Origin of the sequence: Streptomyces sp. ITFR-16, assembly GCF_031844705.1 — a bacterium.
In the GTDB taxonomy this organism is placed as follows: domain Bacteria; phylum Actinomycetota; class Actinomycetes; order Streptomycetales; family Streptomycetaceae; genus Streptomyces.
This window is the reverse complement of record NZ_CP134609.1, coordinates 1419873-1432385: the sequence shown is the minus strand read 5'-3', so window position 1 is coordinate 1432385 and position 12513 is coordinate 1419873. Positions and strand designations below refer to the sequence as shown.

General features: G+C 73.6%; 10 protein-coding genes. 7 read left to right on the top strand and 3 right to left on the bottom strand.

The features are described 5' to 3' along the window. Window positions 1-21: 21 nt before the first annotated feature. Window positions 22-885: a chitosanase gene (locus RLT58_RS06340; protein ID WP_311309405.1), complete on the bottom strand. Its 864-nt coding sequence runs from the start codon at window positions 883-885 to the stop codon at window positions 22-24. Window positions 886-1100: 215 nt separating this feature from the next. Here RLT58_RS06340 and RLT58_RS06335 point away from each other — a divergent pair, with 215 nt between their 5' ends. Beyond that, complete coding sequence (locus tag RLT58_RS06335; protein WP_311309404.1) at window positions 1101-1640, top strand: hypothetical protein; 540 nt, start codon at window positions 1101-1103, stop codon at window positions 1638-1640. Between the two features lie 214 nt (window positions 1641-1854). On the opposite strand, the gene RLT58_RS06330 is transcribed toward RLT58_RS06335, so the two are convergent. Beyond that, window positions 1855-2694 carry a chitosanase gene (locus RLT58_RS06330; protein WP_311309403.1) on the bottom strand — a complete coding sequence of 280 codons (840 nt, stop codon included), beginning with the start codon at window positions 2692-2694 and terminating at the stop codon, window positions 1855-1857. Window positions 2695-2754: 60 nt separating this feature from the next. Here RLT58_RS06330 and RLT58_RS06325 point away from each other — a divergent pair, with 60 nt between their 5' ends. Beyond that, window positions 2755-3438: an alpha/beta fold hydrolase gene (locus RLT58_RS06325; RefSeq protein ID WP_311309402.1), complete on the top strand. Its 684-nt coding sequence runs from the start codon at window positions 2755-2757 to the stop codon at window positions 3436-3438. Window positions 3439-3513: 75 nt separating this feature from the next. Here the strand turns inward: RLT58_RS06325 and RLT58_RS06320 are convergent, their stop codons facing one another. Further along, the gene (locus RLT58_RS06320; protein WP_311309401.1) at window positions 3514-4131 is read right to left on the bottom strand and encodes a TIGR03086 family metal-binding protein; all 618 of its coding nucleotides are present in this window, start codon (window positions 4129-4131) and stop codon (window positions 3514-3516) included. Window positions 4132-4317: 186 nt separating this feature from the next. On the opposite strand from RLT58_RS06320, the gene RLT58_RS06315 reads away from it, so the two are divergent. The 5 genes from RLT58_RS06315 to RLT58_RS06295 all read left to right on the top strand — a co-directional run bounded on the left by RLT58_RS06315 (window position 4318) and on the right by RLT58_RS06295 (window position 12383). Continuing rightward, entirely contained in the window at window positions 4318-5271 is a 954-nt protein-coding gene (locus RLT58_RS06315; protein WP_399131835.1) for a fibronectin type III domain-containing protein, read from the top strand. Window positions 5272-5349: 78 nt separating this feature from the next. Beyond that, window positions 5350-6342: a hypothetical protein gene (locus RLT58_RS06310; RefSeq protein ID WP_311309399.1), complete on the top strand. Its 993-nt coding sequence runs from the start codon at window positions 5350-5352 to the stop codon at window positions 6340-6342. Next, the gene (locus RLT58_RS06305; protein ID WP_311309398.1) at window positions 6339-8441 is read left to right on the top strand and encodes a vWA-MoxR associated conflict system protein; all 2103 of its coding nucleotides are present in this window, start codon (window positions 6339-6341) and stop codon (window positions 8439-8441) included. The genes RLT58_RS06310 and RLT58_RS06305 overlap by 4 nt, the downstream gene beginning before the upstream one ends. Next, window positions 8438-9394 (top strand): AAA family ATPase, encoded by a 957-nt coding sequence (locus RLT58_RS06300; RefSeq protein ID WP_311309397.1) that lies wholly within the window; start codon window positions 8438-8440, stop codon window positions 9392-9394. Before RLT58_RS06305 ends, RLT58_RS06300 begins: the two co-directional genes overlap by 4 nt. Next, window positions 9387-12383 (top strand): TIR-like protein FxsC, encoded by a 2997-nt coding sequence (locus tag RLT58_RS06295; protein ID WP_311309396.1) that lies wholly within the window; start codon window positions 9387-9389, stop codon window positions 12381-12383. Before RLT58_RS06300 ends, RLT58_RS06295 begins: the two co-directional genes overlap by 8 nt. The last annotated feature ends 130 nt before the right edge of the window (window positions 12384-12513 follow it).

The window sequence follows — 12513 nt, the reverse complement described above, 5'->3', positions numbered from 1 at the left end:
GCCGCGGCGGTGTGCGCCGGGTCAGCCGATGTGGAAGCTGTCGCCGTACACCTTCCAGTCGAGCGGCGGGTCCAGGTTCAGATTGCCGTTCCGCAGGAAGACCCGCTGCGCGGTGTCGACCCGGCTGGTGTCCGAGTGGGCCTCCTCCTGCTGCATGGCCCAGACCCGCGCGTCCAGGAACGCGTCGAGGTAGGCCACCTCGTCACCGCCCTGGGCCGGCGGCTTCGCCTTCGCCAGGGCGCGCTGCCGGATGGACCCGAAGCTCGTGCTGTCGCCGCCGTCGCCGTGCATCACGATGGCGTCGTAGTACGCGAACTGGCCGAGTGTGCCCAGTCCGTCGCTCTTGCCCCGGCTCACGGCCGGGTCGAAGTACACCCGGTCGCGCTCGTCGTTCTGCGCCTGCTGGAAGTCCGGGTCCTGGGCCGCCGTCTCCCAGGCGTCCTGGAAGCCCGGGTCCAGACCGTCGTGCGAGTCGCTGCCGTCCACCTCGCGCAGGGCCGGCAGATACCCGGCGAGCACGTTGTCCGGCTTGCGCTGGGTGTACAGCTCCACCAGGTCGAGCATGTCGCCGGTGCCGGAACAGAAGCCGATGATGCCCGCGGTGTAGCCGCGGCCGTCGCCGATGTCCTCGATGTAGCCGTACTGCGCCTTCCAGTCCAGCGAGGAGTTCTCCGCGCTGGAGACCAGCTGCATGGCGATGTCCTTCTTCGCCGGATCGTCGAGACCGGTCGCGGCCGCCTCCTGGTGGTGAGCCGCCGCGGGGGCGGGGGTGGTGCCGGCGAAGGCGGTGGCGGGCACCGCCGTGAGGGTCAGTCCGAGCGCGACGAGCGCGACGCGCACGGACCGGGTGGTGCGACGTGCGGTGCGCTTGTGGGGAGCGTGCACCTGTCCTCCAAGGGAGTTCGTCGTTCCGGTGTTCTGTTAGGAAGCTTTCCTATCAGAGTCGAACGACCGTCGTACACCCCTTCGACGCAGGCGAGTTGAGCGGCGGGGTCCCGCCAGGGCCGGGTCGCCAGGGTCCGTTGCGGCGGACGGAGAGTCTGTCGTACCGGTGGTGACGGCTCGGTGGCGCTTGAGGCGGTTGTCGGCCCGGACCGGCTGTGATCACGACGGACAGGGGGCTTCCGGCCCTGCTCGACGGCAAGGCGTGCGGTATTTTGCGCGAGACGAAGGAGTACGGACACATGCAGGGAATTTCCTCCGGGAACCTGGTCGGGCAGCTCGTCCGGCTGCTGCCGGAAGTGGAGCCGTACCTTGAGACGGCGGCCCGGCGGCACGGCAGGCGGGCATCCCAGGTGACCCACTGGGACCAGGTCAACACCCACCCCGGGACGCTGCTTTCCGAAGTCCTTGCCTATCCGCTGTTCCAGCCCGGAATGGAGTCCGCCGAGATGGACGTGGCGGACGAGGAATTCCTCGGGCGCTGCTTCGATTTCATCGAGGGCCTCGAGGAGAGTCCGGGGGGCGAACTCGTGGAGACGGCGTACTTCACCTTCGTGGAACCCCTGATGAAGAGCAGGGAAGTGCTCGATCGCGCCTTCCGGTTCGCCGGTCCCAGGACACGTGCGGAGATCCTGTCCATGCTGCGGGGCTGGAACGTCCCCGTGGATGCCTCGTGGGAGGCGGAACGGCGGGCATAGGCGCGGCACCCGGACGCCCGTGCGGGCTGCTGGTCGGTACGGGGGCCGGAGCGGTCGCGGCGACGACCCGCCGGCCCGGACCGCGGCTCCCGGTGCGGGCTACGACCGTCCGGCGGCGGACTCGCCGCCGGGGCCGCTCACCGTCCGCCGCGAAGCGGCAGCGCAGGTCGCGGCCAGCGGCGAACGGCTGTGGCCGGCTCTTTCGCAACAGGCCTCAGGAGCCCTTGATCTCGTAGCTGTCGCCGTACACCTTCCAGCGCAGCGGGGTCTCCAGGCCGAACCTGCCCTCGCGCACGAACACCCGCTGGGCGGTCTCGACCCTGCTGGTGTCGCTGTGCGAGGGCTCCAGGCGGAGCGCGGCGACCCGGGCGTCGAGGAAGGCGTCGAGATAGGCCCCCTCGTCGCCGCCCTCCGCGGGCGGGTCGGCCTCGGCGAGCGCCTGGCGGCGGATCGTACGGAAGCCGACGTTGCCCTCCGCGTCGCCCCCGCCGTGCATCACATAGGCGTCGTAGTAGATGAACTGGCCCAGCGCGCCCAGCCCGTCCTGCTTGCCCTGGCGCACCGCCGGATCGAAGTAGGACCGGTCCCGCTCCGCGTCCTGGGCGGCCCGGAACGCCTGGTCGCCGGCCGCCTTCGCCCAGGCCTCGGTGAACGGGCGGCCGAGACCCGTGTGCGCGTCGCTGCCCTTCACCTCGCGCAGGGCGGGCAGGAACCGCTCCAGCGGATTGCCTGGCCGGGACTTCGCGTACCGCTCGACCACGCTCAGCATGTCGCCGGTCCCCGAGCAGAAGCCGATGATGCCCGCCGTGTAGCCGCGCCCGTCGCCGATGTCCTGGATGTACTTGTACTGGGCCTTCCAGTCCAGGGTGGAATTCTCCGCGCTGGAGACCAGTTGCATGGCGATGTCCTTCTTCGCCGGATCGTCCAGCCCCGCACCGGCGGACCCCTTGCCGGCGGAGGTGTCGGAGACGGCGTCCGTGCACCCGGACAGCACGGCGGTGGCGAGGAGGAGGGCGAGGAGGGACGCGAACGGGGAACGCGGGATGAGCTTCACCGCTCCAGCCTGCCAGGCCGCGGGAGTGATCTTCGCGCATTCGGCTGTAGCGTCAGGGGTATGGATGATCAGTCTGTTGTGGATGTCGGCGATGTGCGGCTGGCGTACCGGACCTGGGGCGACCCGTTCGGCTCGCCCGTCGTGCTGCTGCACGGCCTCGGTGACCGCGCCGGGAGCTGGGAGGCGGCCGGGAGTCTGCTCGGTCAGGAATGGCGGGTCTACGCGCTGGACCTGCGCGGCCACGGCGAGAGCGACTGGCCCGACGAGTACGACTTCGAGCTGATGCGCGACGACGTCCTCGGCTTCCTGGACGCCTGCGAACTCGGCCGGGTCGGCCTGGTCGGCCACGGCATGGGCGGCGTCGTCGCCCACCTGCTCGCCCAGGAGCACGCGGACCGGGTGGAGCGGCTGGTGCTGGTGGAGACCCCGCCGCCGTTCCCCGGCGCGGCCGGCCCCGATGTCCCGCCCGAGGGGCCGGTCGACTACGACGAGGCCGTGCTCGCCGCCGTACGCACGCAGATCGCCGACCCCGACCCGGCCTGGGCGGACGGGCTGGGTGAGATCGTCGCCCCGACCCTGGTGCTCGCCGGCGGACCGGCGAGCACCATGCCGCAGGCCCGGCTCCAGGACATGGCCTCGCTGATCCCGGACTGCCATCTGATCACCCTCGGCGGCGGCCACCGGGTGCACCAGGTCCACGCCGATCAGGTCGCCCAGCAGATCACGGAGTTCTTCACCAGCTGAGCCGGGTGCCGGGCCTGGGTGTCAGGCCCCGGTGCCCGGCTCACGTGCCCGGCCGGTCGGGGTGCGGGCCTCCGTTCAGCCGGCCGGCCGCCAGTCGGGGCGCCGGCCGCTGCGGGCGACCGCCCGGTCCACCAGCGGCGCGTCGTCCGGGACCGCGACCGGCGGGCCGAAGGGGGAGGCCGGCGGCGGGTTGTCGCCCAGGTCGGCCAGCAGCGCCAGCGAGGTGTGCAGATGCGCCTCCTCGGCGCGGTACGGCTGCCCCGTCGCCCTCGCCAGGTCCCAGCCGTGCAGCACCAGCTCATTGAGCGCGACCATGCCCGCCACCTCGCCCGGCAGGTCCACGCTGCCCGCCCGGGTCATGCCCTGCCAGGCGTCGGGGGAGCGCCAGGCCGCCACCAGCTCGTCCAGCGCCACCGGCAGTGCGTCGCGCCAGCCGTCCTCCAGGACACCGGACTCCACCGAGGGGGCGGAGTCGGTCGTCGGGCCCAGGTCCTTGCGCGCGGCGTCCCGGAAGGCCACCGCCAGCCCGCCGACATGGGCGAGCAGGGCCCCCACCGTGACATCGGGGCAGGGGGTCGGCGCGGTGAGCAGGCCGTCGTCGATGGCGTCCAGCTGACCGGCGATCTGGCGGGCGGCCGGTTCCAGGTCGAGGCGGGGCCCGGAACCGGGCGCGGTGTTCGTCTGCGTGTCCATACAGGTGAGACTCCCCGGACGCCCCGGACTCATCGGTCGCCGACACGGGCCGGGCGCACACCGGCACATTGCGGAAGGTTCCGCTCCGTCCCCTTGTCCATGACCCCCACCCCGTGCGATACAGGTCTGGACCATTGCTGTCGGACGGAAGGCAAGACCGTGCAACGCCCCCACGCACCTGCCGCGTTGGCCTGCTCCGCCGCCCTGCTCCTCGCCACCCTGACCGCCTGCGGCTCCGAGGCCGAGGCGGCGGACACCAGGAAACCGACCGTCCCGCACGGGGTGACCGCGCAGGCGAGCAGCGCGACCTCCGCGCACGTCATGTGGGAGGCGGCCACCGACGACACGGCCGTCACCGGGTACGAGATCTACCGCGCGGGCAAGAAGGTCAAGTCGGTCCCGGCGAGCCGGGTGATGATCGACATCGACGGGCTGACCGCCTCGACCGCCTACACCTTCACCGTCCGCGCCCGCGACGCCGCCGGGAACCTCTCCGCACCGAGCGCCGCCGCCTCCGTCACCACGCCCGCCCCCACCCCCGCCGACCACGAACCCCCCACCCGGCCGGTGAAGCTGCGCGGCAAGGCCGACGGCAGCCGGGCCGCCACCCTGTCCTGGGGCGGCTCCACGGACGACATCGGCGTCACCGCGTACGACATCTACCAGGAGGACTCCCGTATCCACAGCGTGCCCGGCACCCGGACCACCGCGCGGATCACCGGCCTGCGCCCCGGCACGATCTACACCTTCACCGTCCGCGCCCGCGACGCGGCGAACACCTCCTCGCCCGACAGCAACGCCCTGGACCTCACCACCGCCTCCGCGCCCGGCGCCCCCGCGAGCACGGCGCCGAGCGACCTGCGGATCACCACGGCCGAGGAGGGCCGGGAGTACGCCGTCGACCTGGACTGGAAGCAGCCCGAGACCGGCGGCGAGATACCCGCCTACCAGCTCTACCTGAACGGCCGGCTGACCACCACCATCGTCTGGGGCGGCACACCCCCCGCAGGCCGGGCGAGTTACCGGCTCACCGTCGCCGAACCGCGCGGCACCCGCTACTCCGTCAAGCTCCGCGCCAAGCTCCCGGACGGCAAGTGGGGCGACTTCTCGGCGCAGCGCACGGTCGTGCTCGGGGAGTGACCCTCCTGCCGCTTCGGCTCCCCCGGGAACCCGCTGATTGGTAGCCTCGTCGGCCAGGGACCACGGGGGAGGGCGCGCATGGTGGCGCGACTTGTGTTCGTGCACGGCATCGGCGGACTTCGGGACACCGTAGGTGAACTGGCCGAGTGGACAGGCGCGTTGGCGGACGGGATGCGGGCCGCCGGTCACTCCGGACTCGCCGCCCGGCTCACCGCCGGCGACGCGGGCATCTGTTCCTTCGCCAACTACGCCGATCTCTTCGCCGACCCCGAGGCGCAGGGCGGACCGGAGCCCGGCGGCGACGGCGCGGCGGACGGCATCCTCGCCGAACTGCTCACCGGCCTGGTGTCCGCACTCGCCGAGGAGAACGCCGGTGGCGGCGAACCCCGCGACGACGTCCGGCGGCACCGGGAAAGGGTCCTGGACCACGCCCGCGCGGAGGCCGCACCGGCGGACCAGGCCCAGGGAGCCCTCTCGGCCGTCCGCCGCGCCCTGAACGTGGCCACCACCCTCATGGCGCTCCGCCCGTGGGGGCCCGTCGCGGGCTGGGCCGCCCCCAAGCTGATGGTCAGGGACCTCGCCCAGGTCGCCCGCTATCTGGCGCGCGGGGAGAGCGACGCGTCGGGGCTGACCCTGGACACCCGGATCCGCCGGCGCCTGCACACCGCGCTGGGGGACACCCCCGCCGTGGTGGTCGCCCACTCCCTGGGGACCGTCGTCGCCCTGGAGGCCCTGCACGCGCGCACGGTCCGCACCCCGCTGCTGGTCACGCTCGGCTCACCGCTCTCGATGCGCACGGTCGTCCGGCCCCGGCTCCGTCCGCAGCCGCCGAGCACACCCGAGCACGTGGAGCGGTGGCTGAACTTCTGGGACAAGGACGACATCATCGCCGCACGGCCCCGGCTCGAACGCGACATCGCCCCCAACACGTCGGGGGTGCTGCCCCGCAGCCGCCGCACCGACGCGGACGGGGTCTGGGTCCACTCCGCCGCGAAATACCTCGCCCAGGCGGCCGTCGCCGGCCCCGTCGCGGAAGCGCTGACGGCGCCAGAGCACCGGTCCGGCTCATGACCCACGGGCCCCGCCGCCATCTGCTGGTCCTGGCGCCGCAGTGCGCGTCGATGCCGCGCCTCACCCGGCTCGACGAGGCGGCCTCCGCGCTCCACGCCGCCCTGGGCCACGCGGAACTGGGCGGCTGCGACCCGGCCCTCCCCGACGGCCGCTCCCTGTACGCCGACGAGGGGCTGACCAGCGAGTGGATCCGCACCCTGATCCGGGAGGCGATCCGGCACGCGGCCGACCGGCGCGCCTCGCTCGTCCTCGCCCTGCTGGGACACGGATTCGTGCCCGGGACGACGAACACGCTGTACCTGATGGGCGCCGACTCCGCGGAGGACCAGACCGAGAGCGCCGTCAACGTGGGCGAACTCCTCGCGGCCGCCGCCAACCGGCTCGACATCCCCAGCGTGCTCGGCATCGTCGACACCTGCCACGCGGCCGGCGCGCTGCCCCCGGGACAGGACCTGACGGCCGGCGCGGGCAACGGGCGCAGCCGGCTCGCCGTGCTCATGGCCTCCTCGCTCACCCAGCCCGCCGTCGACCTCTCCTTCTCCCGGGCGCTCGCCGGTCTGATCCGGGAGGGCTTACCGGGAGCGGGGCCGCTGCTGGGGGTGGACGACGTGCACCGGGCGCTGCGCGGCGCCGTCGTCGGGCAGAACGTGACGGTCAGCCAGCACGACGGCGACCCCTTCGCGACGGAGCCCGTCTGGGTCACCCGCAACCGCCGCGACCAGGACACCGACCCCGGCGGTCTCCTCGGCCGGCTGGTCCGCGAGGAGACCGGCGAGGCCTACGCGGCGCTCGCCACCGCCGAGAGCCCCGCGCCGCCCGCCCCGCACGACGTGCCCTCAGGTCTCGAAGCGCTCGCCGCTCTCAAGGGCCTCCCGCGGTCCCCGGCCCGCGACCGGGCGATCGTCGCCGTGGACGGCCTGCTCATCGCGGCGCGCACCGTCGCCTTCCTCCGCGACCGGCTCGGCGGCGAGCTGACCACCGCCCGGCTGCGCCAGGCCCTGCGCGCCCTGCTGGCGGCGGAACAGCGCACCCTGTCCGCGCCCATGCCCGAGTTCACCGACGTGGCGATCCTGGACCGGCTCGTCGTCGACTTCCCGATGTCCCGGCAGGGCTGCCGCTCCTCGGTCGCCGCGTTCGTCGTCCGCCTCGTGCTCGCCTGCGGCAAGGACCCCGGCGCCCCCGAACTGCACGCCTGGGCGCGGACGGTGCACGCGCAGCAGGAGCTGAACGACGCGGTGACCAAGGCGCTCGACGACCGGGAGGACCGGCAGCTGAGGCTGGCCGTCAGCCTCGACTCCTCGCTCACCGGCGGCTGGCCCGAGACCGTCGGCGCCTGGCTGCTCCAGGACGGCGAACTGCTGGACCGCCGCGACTTCGCCTGCCCCACCGCGGACCGGCGCGGGGCCGAGGCCGCGATCGAGGCGGCGGCCGTCTGGGCCGAGGACCACGCGGAGGCCCTGGGCCGCCGGCTGCGGTGGCTCGACGTCGCCGCGCCGAGCGGTGTCCTGCTGGAGTGGCGGCCCGAGGAGGCGGGGGAGAGCCTGCGCTTCGGCGTGCAGTACGACGTGGTGGTGCACTGGAGCCGGCGCCTCGCCCCCGATCCGCTGCTGCGGCGGATCCAGGGCGCGGTCAGCGAGCGGTGGGAGGAGATCGCCGCCTGCTCCGGGGTACCCGTCGACTGGCTGGAGCACGCCGACACGGCCGACCGGCCCCCGCTCCAGGGCCGGCTGCGCGACGGACGCTACCGGCGGGGCATCGGGCTGACCCACCGCACCGGCCTCGACGACCAGCTGATGGAGATCCTGCTGTCCTACACCCCGGTGCTGCTGTGGCCGCAGGGGGCGGCGGGGTTCCCCGCCGACCGGCACGGCTGCCTGGAGCCCCAGTGGCTGACCATGCCGGAGGGGCTCGGCCACGCCTACCAGCGCCGGTGGCGCGGCGAGCACGCGGGCGACCTTGCCGATCTGCGCGCCGTGTGGGACGACCGGGAGTGGCTGAAGTTCTGCCGACTCGTCAGGAGCACCGTCCCCCCTGTCCACGACACGACCAAGGTCCACGACACGATCAAGGTCCACGACACGATCAAGGAAGCCTCATGACCTGGAATCCGTACTACCGGGGCGACGGAGTGGTGCGGCAGGACACCGAGCTGCCGGCCCCGCCGCCGTGGCGCACCTTCCCCCGCACCACGTCCGCCGAGGTGTTCCAGCCCCCGGAGGGGCTCGTGGACGCGGTCAACGCCGCCCTCGCGCTGCGCAGGCCCCTGCTGATCACCGGCAGTCCGGGCACGGGCAAGTCCACGGTGATCGAGCAGGTGGCCCAGGAACTCGCCCTGGGTCCGGTGCTGCGCTGGCACGTGACCTCGCGCAGCACCCTCGGGGACGCGCTCTACCACTACGACGCCCTCGGCCGGATCCACGCCCACCGTCTGCAGCAGGAGAAGGCGCGGGCCGGCGAGAGCGGAGCCGGTACGGACGACATCGCGGCGTTCATGACGCTCGGCCCCCTGGGCACGGCCCTGCTGCCGTCCGACCGGCCGCGCGCGCTGCTCATCGACGAGATCGACAAGGCCGACCTCGATCTGCCCGGCGATCTCCTCGACGTGCTGGAGCGCGGCACGTTCCGCATCGAGGAGCTGCGCCGCGAGGGGCAGAAGCTGGCCCATCTGCGCATGTCCGGCGGGGACGGGAAGTACCCCGTACGGGACGGGCACGTCCAGTGCACGGAGTTCCCGTTCATCGTCATGACCAGCAACGGGGAGCAGGAGCTGCCCGCGCCGTTCCTGCGCCGCTGTCTGCGCTACACGATGCCGCGCCCCACGGCGGCGCTCGTCCGCGAGGTCGTGCGCGGGCATCTGGCTCTCGACGTCCCCGAGACCGGCCCGCTCGCGGACCTCGTCGACGACTTCGTACGACGCGTCGGCGACGGCGAGCACGTCGCGATCGACCAGCTGCTCAGCACCCTGCATCTGCTGGACGGGGCGGCGGTGCCCGAGGCGGCCGAGCGCGGCAAGCTGATCACGCTGCTGATGAAGAACCTGTCCGGTGCCTGACCGGCCGGTGCCCGAACGGCCCGTGCCGGGAGGGCCGGTGGCCGGCCGGGCCGACGGGCTGGGGGCCGTCGTCGACACGCTGCTCGGTCTGGACCGGGACCTCGACGCCGTGTCCATCGCCGAGATCCTCTGGCTGGCCTCGCGGGAGAACGGTCCGTCCTCGGGCCGGGGGACGGCGGCCGAGGACACCGCACCGGCCGCCCCGGAGCCGCCGCCGCAGCCACCGGCCCCCGGACAGCAGCCCCGTCCGGGCGCGGCGGCGCGGCGCAGCCCGCTGCACACCCCGTGGGAGTCGGGCACCCGTACCCCGGGCGGTACGGGGGTCTCCCTGCCCCGCAGCGGCGCGCTGCCCCGCAGCCGGGAACTGGCCCGCGCGCTGAAGCCGCTCAAACGCCCCTGGCGGCGCGGCCGCAGACAGCGGCTGGACATCGCCGCGACGGTCGCCGACTACGTGCGCGGCGGCGAACTCACCCCGGTCTTCTCCGAGGAACCGGAGCGCTGGTTCGACGCGACCGTGGTCGTCGACCGCTCACCCACCATGCGGGTCTGGGCCGACACCGCCGACGAACTGGTGCGCGTACTCGCCCGCAGCGGAGTCTTCCGCACCCTGCGGGTCCGGGACCTCTACGCGGACGGGTCCGGACTCCCGGCGCTGCACGGGCCGCTCGGCCAGCGCGTCACCGAGGGCGGCGGACGGTCGGCCCAGCCGCGCCGGCTGATGCTCCTCCTGTCGGACTGGGCGTCGGCCGCCTGGCGCGACGGCACCCAGTGGAACCAGCTGCGGACCTGGGCCGCCGCCATGCCCACCTTGCTCCTGAACCCGCTGCCGCCGAAGATCTGGCGGCACACGGGCATGAGCCTGCCCGCCGCCCGGGTGCTCTCGCCCGGGACGGCCGGGGTGCACAACGCCCGTCTGCGGTTCGTCACCTCGCTTCTGATGGGCGAGGCGTTCCCGGAGGCCGCCGACCGCGACTGGCTGCCGGTTCCGGCGACCTCGCTGTCGCCGCACGCCGTCGGCGGCTGGGCCCGCACCCTGATGCTGTCCGACCCCGCGGGCTGCGAGGCCCTGCTGCTGCCCGTACCGGATCTCGTCGGACAGCTGGTGGCGCAGGAGGAGCATCTCCCGCCCGGTGGACGGTCGCTGACGGACGCCTACCTGCACCGCGCCTCGCCGGCTGCGGTGCGCCTGGCCGTGCTGTGTTCCCTGTATCCGCAGGTGAGCATCGACATGCTCGGGGTCGTCCGGCGCAGTCTGGTCCCCGAGGCGTCGTCCGCCGATGTGGCCGAGTTCGTCGTCGGCGGTCTCGTCACGGTGACCGACGCGGCGCGCGAGGGCGGCCCGCTGGTGCTGCGGTTCCGGGAGGGCGCGCGCGAGCAGCTGCGGCCCAGGCTGGGGGCGCTGGACGCGCGGCGCCTGCACAGCGCGCTCGACCGCTACATCGTGGACAACTCCGCCTCGCCGAAGCGGGTCCCGGCCGCCGCGGCGGGCCGGCCGCGGACCGCGCCGGTCCCGGTGGACCCGGAGCCGTTCGCCGAGGTGTCGGCCGGTGCGCTGCAGGCGCTGGGGATCGCGGTGGAGCCGGCCGAGCCCGTCGAGGCGGTGGAGCCGGACTCCGGTGACGAGGAGGCACCCGACCGGGAGGGGCCCGACGCGTGGGAGGCCGACGACGAGGGTCCCCCCTCGCCTCGCGGGTTTTCCCGGACCAGGCCGCGCGGCGCTCCCGGGCGGGACCGGGACCCGGCTCCGTACTTCTTCCTCAGCTACGCGCACACACCGGGGTACGGCGGCGGCTCGGACCCGGACATGTGGGTCGAGCGGCTGTTCCGGGACCTGTGCGGTCATGTGATGGCTCTGACCGACCTTCCGGCAGGCGTCCCGGCCGGGTTCATGGACCGTGAGATCCGGTCCGGCGAGGGCTGGTCGGAGCGGCTGGGCGAGGCGCTGGCGACCAGCCGGGTCTTCGTCCCGCTGTTCTCGCCGCGCTATTTCGCCAGTGAGATGTGCGGCAAGGAGTGGTACGCGTTCGAGCAGCGTACCCTTCACCACCGGACGCGGACGAACCGGTCCGAGTCGGCGATCGTCCCGGCGCTCTGGGTGCCGCTGCCGCCCAGTCAGCTCCCGGGCCCGGCCGAGCGTCTGCAGTACAACCACGGTGATCTCGGCGAACGCTATCTCAGCGACGGGCTGTACGGCCTGATCAAGCTCAGGCTCTTCGCGCAGGAGTACGAGCAGGCGTGCTACGAACTGGCCAAGAGGATCGTCCGGGTCGCCGACACCACGCCCCTCGCCCCGGGGAGCCCCGTCGACTACCGCGACGCCCCCAGCGCCTTCGGGGCGCCGGGCGGCGGGGGAGTTCCCCGTCCGATGCGGATCACCGTCGCCGCCCCCACCCGCCACGATCTGCCCGAGGGGCGTGACCCGGCGTGCTACGGGGACAGCCCGCAGGACTGGAACCCGTACCACCCGGTCTCGGCGCGGTCGCTGGCCCAGGTGGCAGGGGACATCGCCCGGGCCCTGAACTACCAGCCCGTCATCGCCTCGTTCGACGACGCCTCCCGGCGGCAGGAGCCGCAGTGGCTGCCCAGCGCGCCGGAGATCCTCTTCGTGGACCGGTGGGGCCTGGCGGACGAGGGACGCAGACGGCGGCTCGCGGAGTACGACGCGGAGGACCGGCCATGGGTGTCGATGGTCGTGCCCTGGCACCGGGACGACCCGCAGAACGAAGCGGCGGCGTCGGAGCTGGCGGAGACGCTCGAGCGGACGATGCCGGTGAAGATGCGCCAGGGCCGGACCTACAGCCGCGCCGCGGCCCGGGGGGTACCGACGCTGGAGGCGTTCGAGCGGATCCTCCCGCAGGTGATCGAGGTCGCCGCCCAGCAGTACCTGAGGCACGCGACGGTCTACCCGCCGGCGAGCGACCGGGACCCGGGGGCCTTCTCGGCGACGGATCTCGGCCAGGTGCGGCGGCCGAGGGACGACCGGCCCTGAGGGCCGGCCGTCCCAGTGGTCTGTACCTCTTGACGACTTGGTCCAGACCAATTACTTTTCCCTGTGCTCCATGGAACGAAGGACACCCGCACCTCCCCGAGGACCGCCTCACCGGTCCCTGCCTCAAGGG